Origin of the sequence: Microvirga sp. 3-52 (genome assembly GCF_018383585.1) — a bacterium.
Taxonomy (GTDB): Bacteria; Pseudomonadota; Alphaproteobacteria; order Rhizobiales; family Beijerinckiaceae; genus Microvirga.
Genome location: NZ_JAHAMK010000036.1, coordinates 1 through 24,432 on the forward strand (window position 1 = coordinate 1; position 24,432 = coordinate 24,432).

A 24,432-nucleotide genomic window follows, 5' to 3' on the forward strand; every position below is an offset into this window, starting at 1 on the left:
GGCTTTGGTCGATGCCATGAAGGGAATGAGCTGGACGAGCCCGCGCGGTCCGGTGTCCATCGACCCGCAGACCCGCGACATCATCCAGAACATCTATGTGCGCAAGGTCGAGCGCAAGGACGGTGAGCTCTACAACGTGGAGTTCGCCACCATCCCGAACGTCAAGGATCCGGTGAAAGCCGCAAAGTCCAACTGAGTTCAACGCCTGCCGAAAGCGCCGTCGAGAGATGGCGCTTTTCTCGCATGTATACATGCTGAGCTATATCGGCCTGGATATCTCGGTAGAACCACAGCATTAGCCGCAAGTATAGTTGCTTCAGCCCATTGTCTGTATACAACCTGTCTTAGGGAGAAAACAGATGACGCACGCCAAAGCCTTTCCTCTGAACGCTTGGTATGCCGCAGCCTGGAGCCATGAGATCAGGCATGAGCTCGCAGCACGCACCATCTGTGAGAAGGACGTCGTTCTCTATCGCCGCACGGATGGCCAAGTCACTGCCCTGGAGGACGCCTGCTGGCATCGGCTGCTGCCGCTTTCCATGGGACGCCTCGAAGGCGACCAGGTGATCTGCGGCTACCACGGTCTCGTCTTCAATTCGGCAGGCCGATGCACCTACATGCCGGCGCAGAAGACCATCAACCCGTCGGCATGCGTGCGCTCCTATCCTGTCGCCGAGCGGCATCGTCTCGTCTGGATCTGGCCTGGGGATCCCGCGCTGGCCGATCCGGCGAAGATTCCGGATTTCCATTGGAACGACGGCACCGACTGGGTGGGCGAGGGCGGCACCTTCTACAGCCTGAAATGCGACTACCGTCTCGTGATCGACAACCTCATGGATCTGACTCACGAGACCTATGTCCATGCCGGCAGCATCGGCGACGAGGCAATCACCAGTGCGCCGTTCGACGTCACGCATACGGACCGCACGGCGACGGTCACGCGCTGGATGATCAATATCGAGCCGCCACCATTCTGGGCCAAGCAGCTCGATCGGCCGGGCGAGCATGTGGACCGTTGGCAGATCATCTATTTCCAGGCGCCGTCTATCGTCGTCGGCGACGTGGGCGTTGCCGTGACCGGGACAGGCGCTCCTGAAGGTGACCGCTCGCAGGGCGTCAACGGAGCCTTCCTGGCCGCCATCACGCCGGAGACGGACAAGACCTGCCATTATTTCTGGAACTTCGTGCGAACCTTTCGCAAGGACGACGAGCAGCTGACCCGGGACATCAACAAGGCCCATGTCAACGAAGGAAAGGGCGTCTACGATCAGGACCACGCGGTGCTCGAGGCGCAGCAGATCGCGATCGACAGAAATCCGCGGATGCCGTTCTACAACCTCAACATCGACGCCGGCGCACTCTGGGCGCGCAAGCTGATCGACGGGATGCTGGACGATGAATACGGCCCGCAGCCTCATGTGCCGAGCCAGGCGGCCGAGTAGGTTCGACCATGGCTGAGCAACTCGACTGGCGGGCCGCGAAGCTGCTCCGGACACGGGATCTCACGCCCGACATCCGGCTCTTCGAGATCGAGCCTTCGGGAGACTTCGTCATCCCGAAGCCAGGCAGCCATATCAACGTGACGGTGCAGATCGGCGAGCGGCCGGACGTGCGATCCTATTCGATCGTGGGGCCCTGTACGGATGGCGTCTACCGGATCGCGGTGAAGCTCCTCGGCGACAGCCGCGGCGGCTCCGCCTACATGTGGAGCCTGAAGCCGGGAGCCCAACTCACCATCTCGACCCCGGGCAATCATTTCGATCTCGGCCGGGGACGGCCGGAATATCTGCTGCTGGCCGGCGGCATCGGCATCACGCCGATCTTCACCATGGCGATCGCGCTCGCCGATATCCGTGCCAATTTCCGGATGCTCTATGCCTGCCGTCGCAGAGAGGATGCCGCTCTCGCCGACGAGCTGCGCGAGCGCATCGGCGACCGGCTGCAGATGTTCGTCGACGAGGACGGGGGCAGGGTGGATCTCGAACGCGAGATCGCCCGCCTTGCGCCGGGCGGCGAGCTTTATGTCTGCGGCCCGATCGGCATGCTGGAGGCAGCCAAGCGGGTATGGCAGCAGAGCGGCCGTCCGGTCGACCAGTTGAGGTTCGAGACCTTCGGCAACAGCGGTCGCTTCGCTTCTCAGCCCTTCAAGATCAACATTCCCCGCCTCAACCTCGTGGTCGACGTTCCGCAGAACCAGACCATGCTGGATGCTCTCGAGACCGCAGGCGTGGGCATGATCTCCGACTGCCGGCGCGGCGAGTGCGGTTTGTGTGCGCTCCACATCCTGGAGGTCGACGGCATCGTCGACCATCGCGACGTGTTCTTCAGCGACGAGGAAAAGGCTGCCAATACCAAACTCTGCACCTGCGTCTCGCGGGTCGCTGGCGGCAGCATCACCATCGACACCGCGGATCGGTCTGCCTGATGACCATGGACAAAGCCAGCGACCGCTCGCTCTCGCAGACCGTGAAGGCGCAGCTTGCCCTGCGCGAGCTCGTTCTTCGTGGCGCGTTGAACCCTGGCGAGCGGGTGTCCGAGCTACAGATGGTCGAGCGGCTCGGAGTGTCCCGGACCCCAGTTCGGATGGCTCTTGTCCGGCTTGAGGAAGAGGGATTGCTGGAGGCGATTCCATCCGGCGGATTTGCCGTGAAGGCATTCTCCGAAAAGGAAGTCTTCGTTTCCATCGAAATTCGCGGAACTCTCGAGGGATTGGCGGCGCGTCTCGCAGCCGAGCACGGTGCCAGCCGCTCGGCGCTCCTCAATGCCGCCGAATGCCTGGACGAAATCGACGACGTGATCCGCCGTGAGATGCTCGAGGTCGACCTCTCGCAATATGTCGAGCTGAACGCCCGGTTTCACCGGATCCTGATCGACATGGCCGACTCGCCGCCTTTGACACGCCAGCTCGAACGGGCGAGTGCCCTGCCATTCGCCTCGGCAAGCGCCTTGGTACCGGTTCAGTCGCGGTCGCCGGAGTTGCATCATATCCTGACCGTGGCCCAGGATCAGCATCGCTGCGTCCTGACCGCCATCGAACGACGCGAGGGGAGCCGGGCCGAGGCGATCATGCGGGAGCATGCACGTATTGCCCATCGGAATCTGGAAAGAGCGCTTTCAAACCAGAGGGACATGGACCTTGTGCCGGGTTCTGCGCTCATCAAACGGCGCATCCGCGCTTGAGGTGAATGGCTAAAAAGCCAAAGAGGGAGTGAGGAAACATGTTGAGACGCACATTTCTAGGGGCCGCGGCCGTGTTTGCCCTGACCGGGGCCGCCTCGGCCCAGGAGACGATAAAGATCGGCCTGATCCTGCCGATGACGGGTCCCTTCGCCTCGACGGGCCGCCAGATCGAGGCGGCCGCGAAGCTCTACATGCAGCAGAAGGGTGATACGGTCGCGGGCAAGAAGATTCAGCTCATCGTCAAGGATGACACCGGCACGGCCGATGTGACCAAGCGCCTGGCCCAGGAGCTCATCGTCAACGACAAGATCGCCGTGATGGCAGGGTTCGGCCTGACGCCTCTGGCTCTCGCCCCGGCGCCGCTCGCAACCCAGGCGAAGGTTCCGGCTGTGGTGATGGCCGCGGCTACGGCCACGATCACCGAGGCCTCACCTTATATCGTGCGCACGAGCTTCACCCTGCCGCAGGCCACAGTGCCGATGGCCGATTGGGCTGCGCAGAACGGCATCAAGAAGGTCGCCACGCTCGTGTCCGATTACGGTCCGGGCATCGATGCCGAGAAAGCGTTCACCTCAGCCTTCACGGCGAAGGGCGGACAGGTGGAGAACCTGCGGGTGCCGCTCGCGAACCCGGACTTCTCGCCCTTCCTGCAGAAGGTCGCCGATGCCAAGCCGGATGCCCTGTTCGTGTTCGTGCCTTCCGGCATTGGTGCCCAGTTCATGAAGCAGTTCGTGGAGCGTGGTCTCGACAAGAGCGGCATCAAGCTGATCGGCCCCGGCGACGTGACGGATGACGATCTGCTCAACAACATGGGCGACGTGGCGCTCGGTGCGATCACGACCCAGCATTATTCCGCCGCTCACGACAGCCCGGAGAACAAGGCGTTCGTCGAGGCCTTCAAGAAGGCGAACAACGGCATGCGGCCGAACTTCATGGCGGTCGGCGGCTACGACGGCATGCACCTGATCTACGAGGGCCTGAAGAANNNGACAGCCCGGAGAACAAGGCGTTCGTCGAGGCCTTCAAGAAGGCGAACAACGGCATGCGGCCGAACTTCATGGCGGTCGGCGGCTACGACGGCATGCACCTGATCTACGAGGGCCTGAAGAAGACCAACGGTGCCGGCGGCCAGGCTTTGGTCGATGCCATGAAGGGAATGAGCTGGACGAGCCCGCGCGGTCCGGTGTCCATCGACCCGCAGACCCGCGACATCATCCAGAACATCTATGTGCGCAAGGTCGAGCGCAAGGACGGTGAGCTCTACAATGTGGAGTTCGCCACCATCCCGAACGTCAAGGATCCGGTGAAAGCCGCAAAGTCCAACTGACAACCATGAGACAAGCGCCGCCAGGAGGCGGCGCTTGTCTCGCGTTTCCTGGAGAGAACGGTGCTGACCATCCTCTTTGACGGTATCGCCTACGGCATGCTGCTGTTCGTGCTGGCCTGCGGGCTTGCCGTGACGCTCGGGCTCATGAATTTCGTCAACCTGGCTCATGGCGCCTTCGCCATGGCCGGTGGCTATGTGACGGCCGTTCTGATGAACCGCTATGGCGTGCCGTTCCTCCTGACCCTGCCGCTGGCTTTCATCGTGCCGGCTCTTGCAGGGCTCGTGCTCGAGCGGACGCTCTACAAGCAGCTTTATTCGCGCAGCCATCTCGATCAGGTGCTGTTCTCGATCGGTCTTGTGTTCATGGCCGTGGCTGCGGTCGATTACGCCATGGGATCGCAGCAGCAGATGATTCAGATCCCGACCTGGCTTCAAGGACGTGTCGAGATATTGGGCATTCAGGTTGGCCTGTATCGAAGCTTCATCATCGCCGTCTGCGGCGTTCTCGTGGTCGCCCTGCAGTTCATCCTCACGCAAACCCGGTTCGGCAGCCGCTTGAGGGCCGCGGTGGACGATCCGCGCGTCGCCCGCGGGCTCGGCATCAATGTGAGCGTGATCTTCGCCGCCACCTTTGCGGTCGGCTCCGGCCTGGCGGGCCTGGGAGGAGCCTTGGGTGCGGAGATCCTGGGGCTTGATCCGACATTTCCGCTCAAGTTCATGATCTACTTCCTGATCGTCGTCACCGTCGGCGGGACAACGAGCATCACCGGCCCGTTCGTGGCCTCCCTGCTTCTCGGGATCGCCGACGTGGCCGGCAAGTACTACGTGCCGAGCTTGGGTGCCTTCGTCATCTACACGCTCATGATCGTCGTTCTCGTTCTTCGCCCACAGGGGCTGTTCGCCCGTGCGCGCTGAGCCGATAGGAAACAAGCCGATGCAGTCCAATACTGCCGACAATGTCAGGACGGCTCTCAGCCGAAGGGGACGATGGGGCGTGGGCGAGATCGCCTTCTGGCTGGTAGCGGCCGCGACCCTGTTCTTTCTGCCTGAGCGCCATCTCATTCTGAACGAGATCGCGATCATCGGTCTTTTCGCACTCTCTTTGGACCTGATCCTCGGCTATGCCGGCATCGTGTCCCTGGGACATGCCGCGTTCTTCGGCCTGGGCGCCTATGCGGCCGGCATTCTCGCGAGGAACGGCGTGGGAGATCCTCTTGTCGGCTTGGGCGTTGCGGCGATCGCTGCGGCGATCCTTGGATTCACCACCAGCTTCCTCGTCCTGCGAGGCTCGGACCTGACGAAGCTGATGGTGACGCTGGGCGTTGCCCTCGTCCTCGGTGAATTGGCCAATAAGATGTCATGGCTGACCGGCGGCGCCGACGGCCTTCAGGGCATCAGCATGGGGCCGATCCTCGGCCTGTTCGAGTTCGATATTTTCGGGACGGTCGCTTACACCTACAGCCTCGTGGTGACATTCGTGCTCTTCGTTCTTGCGCGCAGGATCGTCGTGTCGCCCTATGGCCTTTCTCTGCGCTCGATCCGCGACAATCCCCTCCGCGCCCGCGCAGTGGGTATCCCGGTCAACCGTCGCCTTGTGGCAGTCTACACGCTGGCAGCCGCCTATGCTGGCGTCGCCGGCGCCCTGCTGGCGCAGACGACGCAATTCGTCTCCCTCGACGTCCTTGCTTTTCACCGCTCCGCCGACGTGATGCTGGTTCTTGTGATCGGCGGCGTCGGCTATCTCTATGGCGGGCTCATCGGCGCCGTTGTCTTCAAGGTGCTGCAGGACGTTCTTTCGGCCTGGACTCCGCAATACTGGCAGTTCTGGATCGGCTTGATCCTCGTCCTGCTCGTGCTCGCAGGGCGTGAGCGGCTGACGGATCGGGTCCGGGCCTTGTGGCCGCGCTCGAGACGCAGCCTGGTGGCGGATAGTCCACAACCCTTGCCGACAACGACAGCCCGGGAGGTTTGATATGGCGGCCGCTCTTGAAACCAGAGGTCTCATCAAGCGCTTCGGCGGCCTTGTGGCCACGGACAACGTGTCGTTCAAGTTGGAGCAGGGCGCCCGCCATGCTCTGATAGGACCGAACGGCGCCGGCAAGACCACGTTCATCAACCTCCTCACGGGCGTGCTCACGCCGACATCCGGGCAGATCCTGCTGGAAAGCGACGACATCACGCGGCTGCGGCCCGAATTGCGGGTCCAGCGCGGTCTCGCCCGCACGTTCCAGATCAACCAGCTCTTTCCGGCGATGACGCCCCTCGAGACCCTGGGCCTTGCCGTGTCGGAGCGGCTTGGAGGAGGGCGCGATTGGTGGCGCGTGATCGGCAGCAAGCGCGAGATCGTTGACGAAATCGTCGAGATCGCTCAGCGCTTCCGCCTCACCGATGTCCTGGATGAGCGCACCTCGAACCTGGCCTATGGCAAGCAGCGCCTTCTCGAGATCGCCGTCGCCTTTGCGTGCCGGCCGCGCGTGCTGCTTCTCGATGAGCCGGCTGCCGGCGTGCCGGAGGCCGAGCGGCACGAACTGCTTGCCACGGTGGCGGCCCTGCCGCGGGATGTTTCGGTCCTCCTGATCGAACATGATATGGATCTGGTGTTCAGCTTTGCCGATCGAATCTCGGTTCTGGTCAACGGCGCCCTGTTCACTGAAGGCAGTGTCGAGGAGGTATCGACCGATCCGAGGGTCCGGGCCGTCTATCTCGGGGAGAGCGTCGATGAGTGATCTTCTGAGGCTCAGCCAAGTCTCCGCAGGTTATGGCGAGGCGGTCGTGATCTCGAAGATCGACCTCTCCCTCAAGCCCGGGGAATCCCTGGCGGTACTCGGCCGCAACGGCACCGGCAAGACGACCCTGCTCAACACGATCATCGGCGTGACCCGCCAACGCAGCGGCTCCATCATGCTCGACGGTCAGGACGTCACGACGACGCGCCCCGACAAGCGGGCGCATGCCGGCATCGGCTGGGTGCCGCAGGAGCGCAACATCTTCAAGTCACTGACCGTGGAGGAAAACCTCACCGCCGTGGCCCGTCCAGGAGCGTGGAACGTGAGCCGGGTCTACGAGATGTTCCCGCGCCTGAAGGAACGGCGCTCTAATCTCGGCAACCAGCTCTCCGGCGGCGAGCAGCAGATGCTGGCCATCGCTCGCGCGCTCGTGCTAAATCCCAAGCTCATGCTGCTGGACGAGCCGACGGAGGGATTGGCGCCGATCATCATCGAGGAGCTGCTGGCGGCCCTGAAGCGAATCATCCGCGGGGAGGGCATGTCAGCCATTGTCGTGGAACAGCACGCTCAGAAAATCCTGGGCGTGACCGACAACGCTGTCATTCTCGACCGCGGAACGATCGTCCACGCCGGTTCGAGCCGGTCCCTCATCGAGGATCCGGCAGCTCTTGAGCAGCATCTTGGTGTCACGGCCAAGAAAAAGGCTGCGCGCGCTGCCGCGCATTAGAACAACCTACCTGGAGGAACAGCTTATGCAACGCACAAAACCGCCTTTCCGCGCCGACATGGTCGGCAGCCTGCTCCGGACCGCCGCCTTGAAGGAGGCGCGCCACAAGCATCATGACGGCGAAATCTCGGATGAGGCCTTGAAGGAGATCGAGGATCGCGAGATCCGGGCCCTGATCAAGCGTCAGGAGGAGATCGGCCTGCAGGCGGTGACGGATGGCGAGTTCCGCCGCGCCTTCTGGCATTTCGACTTCCTGGAGCATCTCGATGGCGTCACCTCCATCGAGGCGGATTCCGGCATGAACTTCAAGGGCGGCGTCGGCATTGCAAAGGCCCTGCGTGTCACCGGCAAGGTCGGCTTCTCCGGTCATCATCCGATGATCGACCATTTCCGGTTCGTGAAGGACAATACGGATCGCGTGGCGAAGATGACCATTCCAGGCCCGAGCATGCTTCACTACCGCGGTGGGCGGAAGATGATGAACATGGGCGTCTATCCCGAGATGGGCGACTTCTATGCGGATGTCGGCAAAGCCTACAATAAAGCCGTTCATGCCTTCTACGACGCCGGCTGCCGTTATCTCCAGCTCGACGACATCTCGTTCGCCTATCTCTGCGACCCCGAGCAACGCGAGATGCTGCGCCAGCGCGGCGACGATCCGGAGAAGCAGCCTGAGATCTATGCGGGCATGGTGCGCGAGGCGCTCAAGGACAAGCCGGATGATCTGACGATCACCATGCACCTGTGCCGCGGCAACTTCCGCTCGACCTTCATCGCGTCCGGTGGATACGAGCCTGTGGCGGAAGTTCTGTTCAACCGCATGCCGGTCGACGGCTACTTCATGGAGTGGGATACGGACCGTGCCGGAGGCTTCGAGCCCCTGCGCTTCCTGCCGAAGGGCAAGTCTGTCGTTCTCGGGCTCGTGACCTCCAAGACCGGCATTCTCGAGAAGAAGGACGACATCAAGCGTCGGATCGAAGAGGCGACGAAATTTGTCGATCTCGATCAGCTCTGCCTCTCGCCGCAATGCGGCTTTGCCTCCACGGAGGAGGGGAACACGCTTGCCGAGGACGAGCAGTGGGCCAAGCTGCGCATGATCGTCGAGATCGCCGAAGAGGTGTGGGGCAGCCCTGGCTCCGGAGCCCAAAAAGCCGCCTGACCGGGCAGGCGAGGGAGCTCTTCCGGGCTCCCTCGCAACCATTGTTGTGCGCGAAAGACATCATGATGCAAGACGAACCGGTGCTCGACCTGGCCCATCTCGGTCACCTTGAACTGCTCACGCCGAAGCCGGAAGAAAGCCTGCGCTTCTTCATCGATGTGCTCGGCATGACGGAGAGCGGCAGGCAGGGCGAATCGGTTTATCTTCGCGGCTGGGACGATTATGAGCGCCACTCGCTTAAACTGACCGCATCGACGAAGCCGGGCATGGGCCACATGGCGTTCCGCGCCCGCAGTCAGCAGGCATTGGGGCGTCGTGTCGCTGCCCTGAGAGGATCCGGCTATGAGATCGGCTGGACGGAGGGCGATCTCGGACACGGGCCTGCCTTCCTCTGCCGCGATCCGGATGGGCACGTTGTCGAGCTCTACTACGAGACCGAGTGGTATCAGGCTCCTCCCGAGTTGAAACCGGCGTTGAAAAACCAGGCGCAGCGTTTTCCGGCTCGCGGCGTCAATGTCCGCCGGCTCGATCACCTGAACTGTCTTGCCTCGGACATCTGGGCTAACCGGATCTTCTACGAGACCTATCTCGGATGCCGTCTGACCGAGCAGATCATCCAGAACGACGGCATCGAGGCCGGCATGTGGATGACCCTGACCAACAAGAGCTACGACTTCGCGTTCACCCGCGACCACACCGGAGCAAAGGGGCGCTTCCATCACCTGACTTATGCCCTCGACAGCCGCGAGGATGTCTTAAGAGCCGCCGACATCTTCCTGGACGCTGGGGTCCCCATCGAATCCGGCCCGCACAAACACGCCGTCCAGCAGACCTTCTTCCTGTATGTCTACGAACCCGGGGGCAACCGGGTCGAGGTCTGCAACGCCGGCGCCCGCCTCATCCTCGCACCGGACTGGAAGCCGATCGTCTGGACGGAGGAGGAGCGCAAGAAGGGACAGGCCTGGGGCATGAAGACGGTCGAGTCGTTCCACACCTACGGAACGCCTCCCGTCGATCCTGACGATTAGGATCACCCGTTGCAAACATCCGGCAGATTTTGCGATAGGCGAGGAGATCGTCTCGCACTGCGACCCGCGTTCAAGGACAGGTCAGAGTCGTCGGCAGAGGGAGTTTGAGTGCCGTTTTAAGAATTTGACTTAAAACTTCCGCAAGGTTTCAGATACCTTGCTCAGCAACCTGAATAACGTCGAGCGTTAACTTTACCAAAATATTAACGCGACGTCCTGCATGACATTGCGTTGACTTATAAGAAAATATTTCCGAATTCTAGTGTATCACTATGCTGATACACATGGCGGATTGGGCGCTCACTGAGCTGAGAACGATCCAAAGGCATGATGCCGCCCCGCCATACCGGTGAGAGCCCGGTATTTTTCACCAAAGATATCGTCAGTATTTTCTGGGCCGAAAGGCCATTGGTAACATCATGGATCGGTCTGCCGTCTCTTCCGGGGCGCCATTGATGGCTTCCTCCGGCCCCTGGCTGACACGCCCGTTCAGAGCCCTGATCGGCCGCTTCGGGATCGCGTTCCTGATCCCGGTGCTCGAAGCGACTCTGCTCATTACCCTGCTGGCGCTGGCTCTTCCCGTTGCGCTGCTGCAGGTCTACGACCGTATCCTGCCGAACAAGGCTGTCGGCACCCTCGCGGTGCTCGCCACAACGGTAGCCATCGCGGTCCTGCTGGAGGCACTGTTGCGCCATGTGCGCGGCCGGGTGCTCGCCCGGGTCGCCGCAACGTCAGAGGCGCAGGCGCATCGTCAAGCCATGCAGTGCCTGCTGAACGCTCCTCTGTCGGCGCTGGAGGCGCATGGCAATGGCTATTACGCCGAGCGTCTCTCGGCCATTGGCACCCTACGCGAGGCATGGTCCGGCCCTGCGCTGCAGGCGATGCTCGATCTGCCGTTCGCGCTGCTCTACCTCGTCGGCATCTGGTACCTGGCCGGTCCCCTCGTTCTGGTGCCTCTGACGCTTCTGGCGGGTGTTGGTCTCCTGGCTGCCTTGACCGGGCACCGCGTGCGCCGCGCCGCTCATAACCTCGCCATGGCCGAGGAGCGCCGTTTCAACTTTCTCTTCGATACCCTGAGCTGCATCCATTCCATGAAGGTACTGGGTGCAGAACCCTTGCTCGAGCGGCGCTACGAGCGTTTGCAGAACGGCTCGGCCCAACTGCGCCGGAGGTTGTCGCATACGGTCTCGATGGGGCAGGAGGGCGGCATGCTGCTGGCCCAGGTTGCCACCGTCGGCGTGGCAGCCTTCGGCTGCCACATGGTCCTGAACGGTCAGCTCAGCGTCGGTGGCCTTGGCGCCTGCACGATGCTGGTCGGTCGCACCATGCAGCCGCTGCTCGGTGGCGTCGCCCTGTGGTCGCGCCTCCAGTCGCTCAAGGAGAGCAAGCGGCGCGTGGCGGAGATTGGAGCGCTTCCGCAGGAGCGCAGCCCCGCCCGGCCTTTGCTGCAGATATCGGCGGGACATGTCGTTCTGCAAGATGTCCGCTTCCGCAATCCTCACTATTCCGACTGGCTGTTCGATGGTCTGAATCTGGAAGCGCAGCCCGGCGAAATCGTCGGCATCACGGGTTCCAACGGGTCGGGACGTTCGGCCCTGCTGCGTCTGATCGCGGGCGACCTGAGGGCGACCAGCGGCCATGTCCGTGTCGATGGTCAGGATCTCGCTCGGGTCGATGTCGGACCGGCGCGCCGGCTGGTCGCCCTGGTGCCGCCGGATCCCGCGTTGGTCCGCGGCACGCTGCTGCAGAACCTGACCATGCACCAGCCGCAGCGGGAGAGCTTGGCCCTCCATCTGGCAACGGAACTGGGATTGGATCAGGTCGCCAGTGCTCTGCCTGGCGGCTGGCATACCCAGGTCGGCGTGGCGGCCACGCCGCTGCCACGTGGGGCTGCCCAGCGCATCGGCGTCGTTCGTGCGCTCGTGGAAGAACCACGCATTCTGTTGCTCGATGACATCACGTCCCAGATCGATGGCGACAGCGATGCGCGGCTGGCCCGCCTGCTGGCGGACCTGCGGGGCAGGGTGACCGTGGTTATCGTCACACACCGGCCATCCACCTTGAGCATCGCCGATAGTGTCTATGCGATCCGGGACAGCCGACTGGAGCGTGTGTCATGAGCCCGATGAGAGAAGAGCGCTCGCGTGCGCCGCTGGAACTGCCGGACGATCTGCTGGCTCCGTCCGATCTCGCCCGCTGCCTCTCCACCATGTTGTGGCTTATGGAATGGCCCGGGAGTGCGGACGATCTTCTGTCGGCTCTGCCGCATGTCAAACCTGACATCGATCTGACCGATGTGCGGAACACCCTTGCGATCCTCGGTTATCCGACCCGGATGGAGCGTCTGTCGCGGGGCACCCTGGATCCGAGGCGTCTGCCCGCCATCCTGCTCCCGGTGGGCGGTGCGGCGGCGATCGTCTATCGCGACGAAGAGGGGCGGGTCCTGCTCCTCGACGGTGCTACCGGTGAAGTGCAGCCCTGTGATCCTGATGCACTGCGGGGCACATTGACGCTCGTCATCGACACGGATGCTGGGGCCCCGCGTCAGAGCTGGTTCAGCGGCATCGCTCGACGCTTCCGCGGCGACCTGCCCGCCCTGCTCGGCATCAGCGGCCTGATGGCAGTGCTAGGTCTCGCCGTACCCGTGTTCACCATGACGGTGTTCGATACCGTGATCGCAGGGTACAGCCCGGAAACCTTGCCCATGCTCGTTGCGGGCGCAGGAGCAGCCATCCTTCTCGAGGTCGCCTTCCGTGCCATCCGCCAACGCGCTCTGCTGAGCATTGCCGAGCGGCTCGACCGGCTCGTGCCGAGCGCCGTCTTCACGCAGCTCATGTCGTTGCCGACCGCCCTGGTGGAGCGGGCCGGGACGGCCTCCCAGGTGTCGCGCCTGCGCGACTTCGGGGCCATCCGCGAGTTCCTCACGGGCAGTTTCGCCATCGCTCTGCTCGACATGCCATTCACCCTTCTGGTTGCCGCCCTGATGTTGGTGCTGGGAGGCTGGATCGCGCTGGTGCCGATAGGCACGGCGGCGGGCTTCGTCATCCTGTTCCTGGTTTCCCGTGGACCGATGCGACTGGCGATCGAGCAGGCCGCCCGCGCCAACCAGATGCGAGAAGCGCTGGCAGTGGAAGCGCTCGAGACCGTTCGCACCCTGAAGCTGGTCGGAGCGGAGGAGCGCTGGATCGATCGCTATTCGTCCGCCGCCGCTGCAGCCGCCGTGTCGTCCGCACGGGTCAGCACGCTCGCCGGTTCCGTGCTCGCGACGAGTCAGGCCCTCGTCACCCTGTCGGGGCTGGCCGCGGTCGTCATGGGCGTGCTTTCGGTTCTGGCAGGCGCCATGACAGCCGGGGCCCTGATCGCCGGCATGATGCTGATCTGGCGCATTCTCGGCCCCATGCAGACCTGCTTCGTCATGCTCTCCCGTTGGGAGCAGACCCAGGCCTCCATCCGCCAGGTCGATGGGCTCATGGTTCTGGAGACCGAGCGGCCTCCGCCGCTCGAGGCGCGCATGGCGCCGCCCGAGCAGGGCGCCATTGTGTTCCAGCGCGTGACGTTGCGCTATCTCCCGCAATCCGAGCCGGTCCTGGCCGGCGCCAGCTTCGCCATCCAGCCGGGGCAGGTCGTAGCTGTGACTGGTGCGGAAGGCAGCGGCAAGTCGACCCTGCTGCTGCTGATCGCGGGTCTCTACAGGCCACAGGGCGGTTTGGTGAGGATCGACAGCCACGACGTGCGTTCCTTCAACCCTGCAGTGCTTCGCCGCAGCATCGGCTGGGTGCCGCAATCGCCGGGTCTTCTGTACGGCACCGTAGCGCAGAACCTGCGTCTCGCTCGCCCCAGCGCGTCCGACGCGGAACTGCGCGCGGCGGCCGAGGAGGCTGGTGTGCTGGACGCCATCGAGTCCCTGCCGCAGGGTTTCGATACTCGTGTCGGCGACAACCAGAGCGGCCGGCTGCCGCGCAGCATTCTGCAGCGCATCGCTCTCACCGCCGCATTGTTGCGTGACGCGCCAATTCTGCTGCTCGACGAACCGGTTGCAGGCCTCGACGACGCCTGCGCGAAGGCTTTCACCGACGTCATCGCCTCGCGCCGCGGCCGCTGCACCATCCTCATGGCGACGCACCGGCCGAGCCACATCCGGCTGGCCGATCGCGTCCTGCGCCTGCGTGACGGACAGGTGGAAGAACTCGACCATCAGACGGCTCCGGTCGGGCCCCGCCCCACGAGAACACCTGTCGGTCCAGCGCTGGCGAATGCCGCCTTCGCGAACCTGTCCGCTGCCAACAGCTCGAAAGTTGCATGATGAGCAAGACCGCAACATCGCCCGCCAACGGCGAAATCCTGCCTCCGAGCGTGGACCGGCGCGTCCTGCCGCGTGCCAGCCGCCAGCCGCGTCCCGACGGTCACGTGCTGGCGCTCGAAGAGTTGCGCGTCAGCGGCCTCGAGCGAACCGTGGTGCTCGGTACCGGCCTCCTAGTCGCCGCGGGTCTGACCTGGGCAGCCCTGGCCCACGTACCGGAGGTCGCAGTCAGCGTGGGCGAGATCAGCCCGACGGTTGCGCCCGCACCCATTCAGCATCTCGAAGGCGGAATTGTCGCGGAAGTGCTTGTGAACGAAGGCGATACGGTCGAGGCAGGGCAGCCTCTGCTGCGTATGAACGATGCGGTGGCTCAATCCGAACTGTCGCAGGCGCGGCACCGGCTCGACTCCCTTCAGCTGCAGGCGCAACGCCTTGCTGCTGCCGCGGATGGCAACGTCCTTGCCATGGACCGCAGCCGCCAGGGACCGACGGCCGGAATTATCGCCCATGCCGGTGGGGATGGGCAGACCGTTGTGCCCTTGACTTCGGGTCTCTTCGTCGAGCCGCAGCGCGCCGCATTGAATGCACGCCTGCGGGCTTTGGCCGATCGCGTATCGGTTCTGCAGGAGCAGGTGGCGCAGCGCCGCGGCGACCTGGCGACACTGGCGGGGCAGATCTCCGCCGTGCAGGAGCAGATGGAGCTGCATTCCAAGGAACTCGGGATCCGCGAAGAGCTTGCCCGCAACGGCCTCACGACGCGCCTGTCCGTGCTGGAAGCGCAGCGGCTTCTCATGAGCGCAAAGGCCGAGCATGAACGGTTGATCGGCCAGCGAGCCACGGCGCAACGCAGTCTGGCCGAGGCCGAGGCCCGCGTTGTGGAGGCGCAGTCGGCCGCCGTGGACGAGGCCCGTCAGGAAGCGGCGCGTGTCGCCCTGGACATTGCCGAGACGTCGGAAGTCGTTCGCAAGCTCGAAGACCGCGCTGAGCGCATCGTGCTCCGCGCGCCCATCGGCGGCCTTGTGCGCGGTCTGGCGGTTCATCGGTCCGGCACCGTACTGCCGCCCGGCGGGCTGGTCGCCGAGATTATGCCACTCGATTCGCAACTCGTGGCCGATGTCCGGCTGATGCCGCGCGACATCGGGTTCATCGAGGTCGGTCAGCCGGTGCACGTGAAGGTCCAAGCCTTCGATTATGCCCGCTTCGGCTCCGTTGAGGGTCACGTGGAGCGCGTTTCGGCGGGTACCTTCCTCGACGAGCAGCGGCAGCCGCATTACCGCGCTCGCATTGCGCTCAAGCAGCAGCATGTGGGCCACGACCCGCGTCGTGCGCAGCTCGTTGCCGGCATGACCGTTCAGGCGGACATCACCACGGGCACCAAGACGGTGCTGCAATACCTGCTGAAGCCGATCTATTCGGCCATGGCGGCATCCTTCCACGAGCGCTGAGCACAAACATGACCCAGCAACCCGACCTGACCATTCCATTCGACGCCAGCGTCGTCGATGAGGAGGCCTTGCGCGCCCTGCGTGCCGTGCAACGCACGGTTCCTGTAGGCGACGGCGGCGCCAGCGGAAACCTCGTCGGAGGAACGGAGGCGGTTGCAGCCTTCGGCATGGTGCCGGGATCGCCGTCCGGCGGAGGCTCGGGCGGGTCGCAAGGCTTTGGGCCCGCTACCGGAGAGCTGACGCGCCGTCTGAAGGCCTCGCCATTGGGTACGCTGGATGCCCCGGCCCAGCCAAGCACATCGATGCCGCCCGAGGCCCCGTTGCCAGAGGCGCCCGCTCTGGTTTCATCGGCTGCAACATACTCCGTCGCATCGCCGAGGATCGCAACGACCCGCGGTTCGTCCGGTTATGCTTCGCCTGTGCCGGGTTCGCCGATCGTGCCGGTGTCGGAGCCGGCGGCGACGCAGATCCCGTCGCCGGATGAGCAGGATACGATCACCCCACCGGAAATGGACGATCCGGCGCAGGAAGAACCGCAGGACATCGCGGCCTCTCCTGCACTTGTGCGGGTCACCGATGCGGAAGGGTGGGAGGACCAAGCGATTGCTCTCGATCTCTCGGCGGCCTTGGTCGACACGGACGGGTCGGAACTGCTGTCGATCAAGATCTTCGGCGTTCCCGAAGGAGCCTCTCTGACGCACGGAACACGTCAATCCGACGGCAGCTGGAGCATATCTCCCGCTGACCTAGCTCATGTGGCCCTCGTTCCGCCTTCAAACTTCTCGGGTACCTTCAGCCTCAAGCTGCAGGCCACGTCACAGGAGCTGAACGGAGCGACGGCCATCGTCGAAGCGTCCTTCCAGGTGCAGGTGCACGCGGTGGCCGATGCGCCTGGCGTGATGGTCGCCGATGCCTATGGCCAGGAGGACATGCCGGTGAGCCTTGCCGGCCTCGGCGGCGCGCTGCGTGACACGGATGGCTCCGAGAGCCTCAGCTTCGTGCTCAGCGGTGTCCCGGCCGGCGCGACACTCAATGCCGGCACGGCGCTCGGTGGGGGGCGCTGGGCCCTGACGCCCGCGCAGCTCGAGGGTCTGACTCTGACACCGCCCCCGCAGGCATCCGGACAATTCACCCTTACGCTCACGGCCATCGCGACCGAGAGCGAGCCGGGCGTGCCGAGCGCTCGTTCCTCCGCTACGTTCACGGTGAGGCTCGATCCGGTCGTGGATGCCGGTTCTGTCGGCGGCATGAGTGAGGGATCGGAAGATACGACGATCCTGCTCCAGCCCACCTTTGCGACTTCGGATGCGGACGGCTCGGAGACATGGTCGGAGTTCACCCAGGTCGCCGGCCTGCCCCTGGGGGCCGTGCTCAATCGTGGCAGCGAAATCTCGCCTGGTGTTTGGCAGGTCTGGACTGCCGATCTGCGCGCCGGGCTCGTAACAATCCGACCGGCCGAGCACAGCGATGAGGATTTCACCCTTACCTTGACGACGACGCTGACGGACAGCGCGAATGGCATCGGCGTCAGCCGGGTGGTGACGGGAACTCATACGGTTGCCGTCACCGCGGTTGCCGATGCTCCCGTGGTGTCGGCGGCCGATGTGTCGGGGGACGAGGATCAGCCGATCCCGCTCGATCTTTCGGCCGCCCTTGTCGACGCCGACGGATCGGAAATCCTGTCGGTGAGCATCCTCGGCGTTCCGGTTGGCGCATCGCTCTCGCACGGAACCCGGCAACCTGACGGCAGTTGGAGCGTGCCTGCCGCCGATCTGTCCCGTCTTTCGATCACGCCGCCCAAGGACTTCTCAGGCACGGTCAGCCTGACACTTCAGGCGACCGCCCGCGAGAGCTCAAACGGTTCGACTGAGACGCGGAGTGCCAACTTCCAGGTTCAGGTCAACGATGTGTCCGATGCCCCTCTGGTCGACACCGTTGACGCATCAGGGTGGGAGGACAAGTCGATCGGCCTGAGCCTCTCGGCGGCCCTGACCGACACGGATGGATCGGAAGTTCTATCGGTGAGCATCATCGGGGTTCCCGCGGGCGCCTCGCTGTCGCATGGCAGCCGTGCCGCTGATGGCAGCTGGCAGGTGGATCCGGACGATCTGGCAGATCTTTCCATACTGCCACCAGAGAACTATTCCGGCACGATCGACCTGACCCTTCGCGCGACCTCGCTGAGCCCGAACGGCGTGACGGCGACAACCGACTCTCCATTCAAGGTCCACGTCGAGGCGATTGCCGACACTCCCGACGTGAGCGTGCACGATGCAGCCACGAAGGAGGATCAGCCGATTGCGCTGAATCTCTCGTCCGCCCTGATCGACACCGACGGCTCGGAGGTCCTTTCGCTCGTGGTCGAGGGCCTCCCGGCCGGCTCACGCCTTTCCGCCGGGATCGACAATGGCGATGGGACTTGGACCCTCGCACCCACCCAGCTTTCCGGACTGACCCTGACGCCGCCGGCCGACTGGAGCGGCAGCATGGCTTTGACCCTGGTGGCTCAGGCGCGGGAAACCTCCAATGGGTCGACGGAGACCGTCCGCGCGCCGTTCAAGGTCGACGTGGAGGCTGTTGCCGACGCGCCGCTGATCGTCGCCCCTGGCGCCACAGGGAACGAAGATACCGAAATCCCGCTCGGGCTTTCGGCGCTGTTGAAGGATCAGGACGGTTCGGAACTGCTATCGGTCACAATTTTCGGCGTGCCTCCCGAGGCCTCCCTGTCGCACGGCGTCCGTCAGTCGGATAACAGCTGGATCGTGTCGCCCGCTGAGGTTCCTCTTCTGAAGCTCACGCCGAAGGCGGATTTTTCGGGGCCGATGGATCTGCGCATCGAGGCGACCGCTACGGAGAGCAACGGTGATACCGCCACAAGCACCGCCGACTTCCGCGTTCAGGTTGGCGCCGTAGCCGATACGCCCGACGTGACGGTGGTGAATTTCTCCGGCCGCGAGGATGAGCCCGTTGTCCTCAAGGGGCTGAGCGGAGCCCTGCGCGACCTCGACGGCTCCGAGAGCCTGAGCTTCCTGCTCACCGTGCCTTCCGGCGCGAAACTCAATGTCGGGGTCAAGCAAGCGGATGGCCGCTGGCTCCTCACCCCAGCTCAGCTTGAGGGCGCGATCCTCACACCGCCTGCGAACGTCTCCGGCACGATCAATCTGACGCTCACGGCCGTTGCAACGGAGAGTGACAGAAGCGCCCCAAGCGCTCACAGCCCCGCATCGTTCACGGTAAATCTCGATCCAGTGCTGGACACCGGCACCATCAGCGGCACGGTCACGGGCGACGAAGATACGTGGATCACGCTCAGGCCGAAGTTCCAAACTCCTGACAAAGACGGATCGGAAACGTGGTCCGGCACCACGCAAATCTTCGGCGTGCCAACCGGAGCGACGCTCAGCCGAGCGACGCTGGTGGATGGTGTCTGGACGGTTTCCACCGCGGACCTGCGGGCGGGACGAGTGCAGATCATGCCCCGCGAGAACAGCGATGAAGATTTCACCCTGACGTTCAAGGCAACCTTGAGCGACACAGGCAACGGCAAGACGATCAGCCAGGAGGTGATGGGAACCTACGACGTCAAGGTCACAGCGGTCACTGACGCTCCGAATGTGACCGCTGCGGACGTGTTCGGGAAGGAGGATCAGCTGATCGCGCTCGATCTAAGGGCCTCGCTGGCCGATACCGACGGATCGGAAATCCTGACCGTCAGGATCCATGGCGTACCAAAAGGGGCGTCCTTGACGAAGGGGGCACCCCAGGCTGACGGCTCCTGGCTCGTGGATGCAAATGATCTTCCAAGCGTTTCCCTGAGGCCTCCCGCTGATTTCTCAGGCACGCTGAACCTGAAGATCGAAGCGACCGCCAAAGAGGCTTCGACCGGCAAGCCAGAGGTGCGAGAGGTGCCCTTCCAGGTCACAGTCGACGCCGTCGCCGATGCACCGGGACTGCGCGTCGCACCGGCCATGGGCGATGAGGACACGGCCATTGCGCTGAACGTGGCGGCCTGGACCACTGATCAGGACGGATCGGAGCATATCGTTGGCTTCCGGATCACAGGGATACCCGATGGAGCGATAGTGCGGGCAGGCGGTGCGGCGCTCGCCGTTGTCGGCGGGAGCGTCTTCGTCGATCTGTCCCTCGTGAACAGTCTGACCATCACGCCGCCGGCTCATTCGGACGAAGATTTCACCGTGACGGTGGTAGCCATCTCGGCAGAACCCAACGGCAGCCGGGCTGAGAGTGAGCCGCGGGATATTTCCGTAACGGTACGGGCCGTGGCAGACGCTCCCGTCATGGACGTCACCGGCGCCAACGGCTTCGAGGACAGCCTGATTGCGCTGAATCTCACGGCCACCCTGCCGGACAACGATGGATCCGAGAGCCTCAGCTTCGTTATCAGGGGAGTGCCGGAAGGTGCGATCCTCTCTCATGGAACCTATCGTGGGCCAGGTGTCTGGTCCTTGACCGCCGAAGAGGCCAAGGTGGCCACGCTGCGGCCTCCAGCCGACTTCTCGGGAACCATCAATCTGTCCGTGACCGCCGTATCGCAGGAGGAGCGGGGCGGTGACCAGGCTACGACCCCCGTCCCATTCTCCGTCGAAGTGAAGGCGGTGGTCGATGCCCCTGCGGTCGGTGGTCTCGACGGAACCTCGGGCAACTGGGGCACCATGCACGGAACAGAGGATCAGCCGATCGAGCTGCGCCTCGATCCCGGATTGCGGGACAGGGACAACTCGGAGAAGGTTGTCGGCGCCATTCTCATCAGCGGGATTCCCAGCGGTGCGGTTCTGAAACTGGCGAATGGCGATGTGGTTATCGCCGGCGAGAAGGGAATCTACCGGATCTCCGCCGATGACATGGCCGGAGTGACACTGACCATGCCACCCGACAGCGACAGGGCAGCTACCCTGACCGTCGAAATGACGATCGAGGACCGGGGCGGCGTGCGGGCTACGATCGGCGGGCAGATGGTTGTGGATCCGCTCGGCGACGCCGATCGACCCGTGCTGACGTTCTCGGCGTCGAATGGCGTCGGCCCCACCAGCATCAACCCGCATGAGGGCCGGATTCCGCTCCACATCACGGCGGTCCCCGGCGACACTGATGGTTCCGAGACGCTGTATATCTGGATTCGGAATGTACCGGATGGAGCGACCTTGTCGGCCGGTGTTCCGGCCGGCAATAAGTTGTGGCTGGTTCCGGTCGAGGCTCTTCCGACACTCACCATCCGTCCCCCTGCCGGATTTGCCGGAAGCTTCAATCTGACTGTGACGGCGGTGGGGGTTGAGCGCGAGGGTGACCAAACCGACTGGAGCGAGCTGGTTCCGGTAACGGTCACGGCTCCGCCCGGGGGAGGAGGCACAGGTGGCGGAGATGGGTCGGGCACGAGCCCCACCGCGCCGGTCGCGCAGGCTCCCGATTTGAAGGTCAAGAACGAAAAAACCGACGAGGACCGTACCGTCAGATTATCCATCAAGGCCGATATCGACGACACGGACGGCGGCCGGGAGACCCTCGGTATCCGCATCGAGGGCGTGCCCGATGGCGCACGGCTGTCGGCCGGCGTCAGGGATCCGGCGACCGGTGCCTGGGTTCTGCGACCTGATCAGCTGGATAAGCTGACCCTGACTCCCCCGGCCGATTTTGCAGGTACGATCAAACTCAGTGTCGTCGCGGTCGCCACGGAGGCCACAGGCAGCCAGAAGACTACGACGGCCCAACTGAATGTGAATGTCCGTGCAGTCGCCGATGATGCCGCCATCAGTGCCAGCCCGCCCGCGGGAGTGGAAGATACAGGAGTTCCGCTGAATCTCTCCGTCGCTACGGGAGATCGCGACGGGAGCGAGCGCGTCACGTCGATCGTCATCTCGGGTCTTCCGCCTGGCTCCCGTCTCGAGGGGGACGGTGTCATCACGGTCAAAGGCGGAAAGTGGACGGTCGATCCGACAAACTTCGCGAGCCTGCGCTTCGTGCCGCCCGCGGACACGTACGGGACTTTCGAACTGAAGGTCGAGGCGACGACCCGAGAAGCGAGCAACGGGGACACGCAGACTACGAGCCGGACGATCGCCATTGCGGTCGCCCCGGCTGCCGATGCCCCGATCGTCACCGCGCACCGTGCGGCCGGAGCGGAGGATGGAAGCATCAGGCTCGACCTCTCTGCCCGCCTCACGGACACCGACGGGTCAGAAGTCCTCTCGATCGTCATCGAGGGGCTGCCGGAAGGTGCGCGGCTTTCCAGGGGCATCAACAACGGTGACGGCAGCTGGACGCTTGCGCCGTCGCAGCTCGCCGGATTGACCTTGATACCGCCCGCCGACTGGAGCGGGACCATGAATCTCACCATGCTGGCGCACGCGCGGGAAACTCACAACGGCTCGGTGGCGACCACTCGCGACACGTTTCGAGTGCAGGTCGATGCCGTGGCTGATGCGCCTGTTGTGAGCGCTCGCGACGCATCCGGTCTCGAGGACCAGTCGATTGCCCTGAACCTCTCGGCGGCCCTGACGGACCGGGATGGCTCCGAAGTGCTGTCGGTGGTCATCTCCGGCCTGCCGGCCGGCGCCACTCTCACAAATGGCATTCGCCAAGACGATGGGACCTGGATCGTGTCCCCGTCAGACCTGCCACACCTTGCGGTTACCCCACCGCTGAACTTTTCCGGCACGTTCAATCTCACCGTGCGCTCCACCACGCGGGAGACGAATGACGACACCGCGACGAGCGAAGCCACCTTCCGGGTGGAGGTCGGCGCGGTGGCGGATGCCCCGGAAGTGACCGTGGTCGATTTCTCCGGCAGCGAGGACACGACGATTCTCCTTACGGGCCTGGAGGGCGCACTGCGTGATACGGACGGCTCCGAGACGCTGACCTTCGTACTCAGTGGCCTGCCGGTCGGTGCGAGTCTCAGTGCGGGGACGAAGCAGGCAGACGGCAGCTGGCTTCTCACGCCGGCGGAGCTCAATGGCCTGACCTTTACGCCGCCACCGCAGGCCTCGGGACGTTTCACTCTCACGCTCACCGGGATCGCCACCGAGAGTGCAGGGGGATCGAGTGCCCATACCGCGGTGGATTTCACGGTCAGCGTCAATCCGCTCGTCGATCCAGGAACGATCAATGGTGCGAGTTCGGGACAGGAAGATACCCCGATCCTGCTCAACCCGACTTTCACCCTCCAGGACAACGATGGGTCCGAGATCTGGTCGGAATTCACGTACGTTTCAGGCCTGCCGGCCGGCGCGAGCCTGAGTGTCGGTTCACAGCTCACGGACGGGACATGGCAGGTTTCGACCGCCGATCTGCGTGCCGGCCTCGTATGGGTCAATCCCGCGGAGCACAGCGATGCGGATTTTGTGCTGACCCTGAAGGCGAGCATTGCGGACACCGGCAACGGCATTACCGTGAGCCGCGATGTGACCGGCACCCATACGATCACCGTGAATGCGGTGGCGGATGCGCCGTTGGTTGCCGCACATGATGTGACGGGGCCGGAGGGTCACGCAATCTCGCTGGATCTGTCCGCCGCTCTGGTCGACACGGACGGCTCCGAGACATTGTCCGTCGGCATTCTCGGGATCCCCGAGAACTTCAGGCTTTCGCACGGCGAGGTGCTCGGCAACGGCGAGTGGAGAGTGCCTGCCGGTAATCTGGCCAGCCTGCAGCTCATTCCTCCGCAGGACTGGAACGGCACTCTGAACCTCACCCTTCAAGCCACAAGCACCGAGGTCACGGGCCAAGCCGCCACGAAGGCCACGTCTTTCACGATGACCATCAATGCCGTGAACGATGCGCCGGAACTGACGCTGACGGCGCCGGTCCATGCGCCGGCGGGGTCGCACCAGGCGGAGGCGATTGGTCTCGTGCAGGCTGGAGATGTGGACAGTTCGCACCTGGCCGGCGCGACCGTCACCCTGTCGGGCGGACAGCCCGGCGACCGGCTCGATTTCGATGGCTACACCCTCCACATAGAGGACGGGCGCATGGTGATCGGCGATACGGGGATCGAGATCGAAGGTGGTGGGTATGCTGCGGGCACCTTGACCCTGAGCGGAAATGCTCGACCGGAAACCTATGCCGCCGTGCTTGGGTCCTTGGTTCTGGAGAGTGGAGACGCGTCCGGCCTTGCGGCAGGGTCACGCAGCATCTCAGTGACATTGCGTGACAGCGACGGAGCCACCTCGGTGCCGAAAACCGTCGAAATCGTCGTGGATGAGCCCCCACCATCGCAGCCGGAATCCACTGGCCTCACGGCTGATGCGGGTTCCGGAACCACGCAGGATCTGTCCGGTTCCGACATTCTTCTGCTGATGACGGACGGCGTAACGGACCCGAGCCATGGGGCTGGCGGCACATGGACGGAGCAGATCGATGCCAACGATGCCTCGACGACGGCCTCTCACGCATCCGTGGACCTTGACCAGCCGGCGGGCGATCACATCCAACCTATCGACGATCTCCAGATCGACACCGCACGGTCCCATTGGTCGTGAGGTCGCTTCGGGCAATCGGAGGATTTCTGCCTGATGAAGCGGGCC

The 24,432-nt window shown here is 64.0% G+C and carries 13 protein-coding genes and 2 pseudogenes; all 15 read left to right on the plus strand.

What is annotated here, in order from left to right; translation table 11 throughout:
- A pseudogene (locus KHP60_RS21055) lies at positions 1-196 on the plus strand (ABC transporter substrate-binding protein); the annotation flags it as partial.
- Between the two features lie 163 nt (positions 197-359).
- Positions 360-1,442, plus strand: coding sequence for an aromatic ring-hydroxylating dioxygenase subunit alpha (locus tag KHP60_RS21060; RefSeq protein WP_213566261.1), 1,083 nt, complete (start codon positions 360-362; stop codon positions 1,440-1,442).
- A gap of 8 nt (positions 1,443-1,450) precedes the next feature.
- Entirely contained in the window at positions 1,451-2,425 is a 975-nt protein-coding gene (locus tag KHP60_RS21065; RefSeq protein ID WP_213566262.1) for a PDR/VanB family oxidoreductase, read from the plus strand.
- The gene (locus tag KHP60_RS21070; RefSeq protein WP_249688996.1) at positions 2,425-3,180 is read left to right on the plus strand and encodes a GntR family transcriptional regulator; all 756 of its coding nucleotides are present in this window, start codon (positions 2,425-2,427) and stop codon (positions 3,178-3,180) included. The genes KHP60_RS21065 and KHP60_RS21070 overlap by 1 nt, the downstream gene beginning before the upstream one ends.
- Before the next feature lie 38 nt (positions 3,181-3,218).
- A pseudogene (locus KHP60_RS21075) lies at positions 3,219-4,498 on the plus strand (ABC transporter substrate-binding protein); the annotation flags it as partial.
- Positions 4,499-4,567: 69 nt separating this feature from the next.
- Positions 4,568-5,422, plus strand: coding sequence for a branched-chain amino acid ABC transporter permease (locus tag KHP60_RS21085; RefSeq protein ID WP_213566264.1), 855 nt, complete (start codon positions 4,568-4,570; stop codon positions 5,420-5,422).
- Between the two features lie 19 nt (positions 5,423-5,441).
- A complete protein-coding gene (locus KHP60_RS21090; RefSeq protein WP_213566265.1) occupies positions 5,442-6,479 on the plus strand; it encodes a branched-chain amino acid ABC transporter permease in 1,038 nt (345 codons plus the stop codon).
- A gap of 1 nt (position 6,480) precedes the next feature.
- The gene (locus KHP60_RS21095) at positions 6,481-7,233 is read left to right on the plus strand and encodes an ABC transporter ATP-binding protein (protein ID WP_213566266.1); all 753 of its coding nucleotides are present in this window, start codon (positions 6,481-6,483) and stop codon (positions 7,231-7,233) included.
- Positions 7,226-7,960: an ABC transporter ATP-binding protein gene (locus tag KHP60_RS21100; protein ID WP_213566267.1), complete on the plus strand. Its 735-nt coding sequence runs from the start codon at positions 7,226-7,228 to the stop codon at positions 7,958-7,960. Before KHP60_RS21095 ends, KHP60_RS21100 begins: the two co-directional genes overlap by 8 nt.
- A 25-nt stretch (positions 7,961-7,985) precedes the next feature.
- On the plus strand, positions 7,986-9,119 hold the full coding sequence (locus KHP60_RS21105; protein ID WP_213566268.1) for a 5-methyltetrahydropteroyltriglutamate--homocysteine S-methyltransferase: 1,134 nt from the start codon (positions 7,986-7,988) through the stop codon (positions 9,117-9,119).
- 65 nt (positions 9,120-9,184) lie between these two features.
- On the plus strand, positions 9,185-10,147 hold the full coding sequence (locus tag KHP60_RS21110) for a catechol 2,3-dioxygenase (RefSeq protein WP_213566289.1): 963 nt from the start codon (positions 9,185-9,187) through the stop codon (positions 10,145-10,147).
- 455 nt (positions 10,148-10,602) lie between these two features.
- Entirely contained in the window at positions 10,603-12,267 is a 1,665-nt protein-coding gene (locus KHP60_RS21115; RefSeq protein ID WP_213566269.1) for a peptidase domain-containing ABC transporter, read from the plus strand.
- Positions 12,264-14,450, plus strand: coding sequence for a peptidase domain-containing ABC transporter (locus KHP60_RS21120; RefSeq protein ID WP_213566270.1), 2,187 nt, complete (start codon positions 12,264-12,266; stop codon positions 14,448-14,450). Before KHP60_RS21115 ends, KHP60_RS21120 begins: the two co-directional genes overlap by 4 nt.
- The gene (locus tag KHP60_RS21125) at positions 14,447-15,892 is read left to right on the plus strand and encodes an HlyD family type I secretion periplasmic adaptor subunit (protein WP_213566271.1); all 1,446 of its coding nucleotides are present in this window, start codon (positions 14,447-14,449) and stop codon (positions 15,890-15,892) included. The genes KHP60_RS21120 and KHP60_RS21125 overlap by 4 nt, the downstream gene beginning before the upstream one ends.
- A gap of 8 nt (positions 15,893-15,900) precedes the next feature.
- The gene (locus tag KHP60_RS21130) at positions 15,901-24,387 is read left to right on the plus strand and encodes an Ig-like domain-containing protein (RefSeq protein ID WP_213566272.1); all 8,487 of its coding nucleotides are present in this window, start codon (positions 15,901-15,903) and stop codon (positions 24,385-24,387) included.
- Positions 24,388-24,432 lie beyond the last annotated feature (45 nt).

Bases quoted from the DNA above. Each gene is read 5' to 3' on its own strand.
- KHP60_RS21060 (WP_213566261.1), top strand. From the start codon at position 360: ATGACGCACGCCAAAGCCTTTCCTCTGAACGCTTGGTATGCCGCAGCC.
- KHP60_RS21065 (WP_213566262.1), top strand. From the start codon at position 1,451: ATGGCTGAGCAACTCGACTGGCGGGCCGCGAAGCTGCTCCGGACACGG.
- KHP60_RS21070 (WP_249688996.1), top strand. From the start codon at position 2,425: ATGACCATGGACAAAGCCAGCGACCGCTCGCTCTCGCAGACCGTGAAG.
- KHP60_RS21090 (WP_213566265.1), top strand. From the start codon at position 5,442: ATGCAGTCCAATACTGCCGACAATGTCAGGACGGCTCTCAGCCGAAGG.
- KHP60_RS21095 (WP_213566266.1), top strand. From the start codon at position 6,481: ATGGCGGCCGCTCTTGAAACCAGAGGTCTCATCAAGCGCTTCGGCGGC.
- KHP60_RS21100 (WP_213566267.1), top strand. From the start codon at position 7,226: ATGAGTGATCTTCTGAGGCTCAGCCAAGTCTCCGCAGGTTATGGCGAG.
- KHP60_RS21105 (WP_213566268.1), top strand. From the start codon at position 7,986: ATGCAACGCACAAAACCGCCTTTCCGCGCCGACATGGTCGGCAGCCTG.
- KHP60_RS21110 (WP_213566289.1), top strand. From the start codon at position 9,185: ATGCAAGACGAACCGGTGCTCGACCTGGCCCATCTCGGTCACCTTGAA.
- KHP60_RS21115 (WP_213566269.1), top strand. From the start codon at position 10,603: ATGGCTTCCTCCGGCCCCTGGCTGACACGCCCGTTCAGAGCCCTGATC.
- KHP60_RS21120 (WP_213566270.1), top strand. From the start codon at position 12,264: ATGAGCCCGATGAGAGAAGAGCGCTCGCGTGCGCCGCTGGAACTGCCG.
- KHP60_RS21125 (WP_213566271.1), top strand. From the start codon at position 14,447: ATGATGAGCAAGACCGCAACATCGCCCGCCAACGGCGAAATCCTGCCT.
- KHP60_RS21130 (WP_213566272.1), top strand. From the start codon at position 15,901: ATGACCCAGCAACCCGACCTGACCATTCCATTCGACGCCAGCGTCGTC.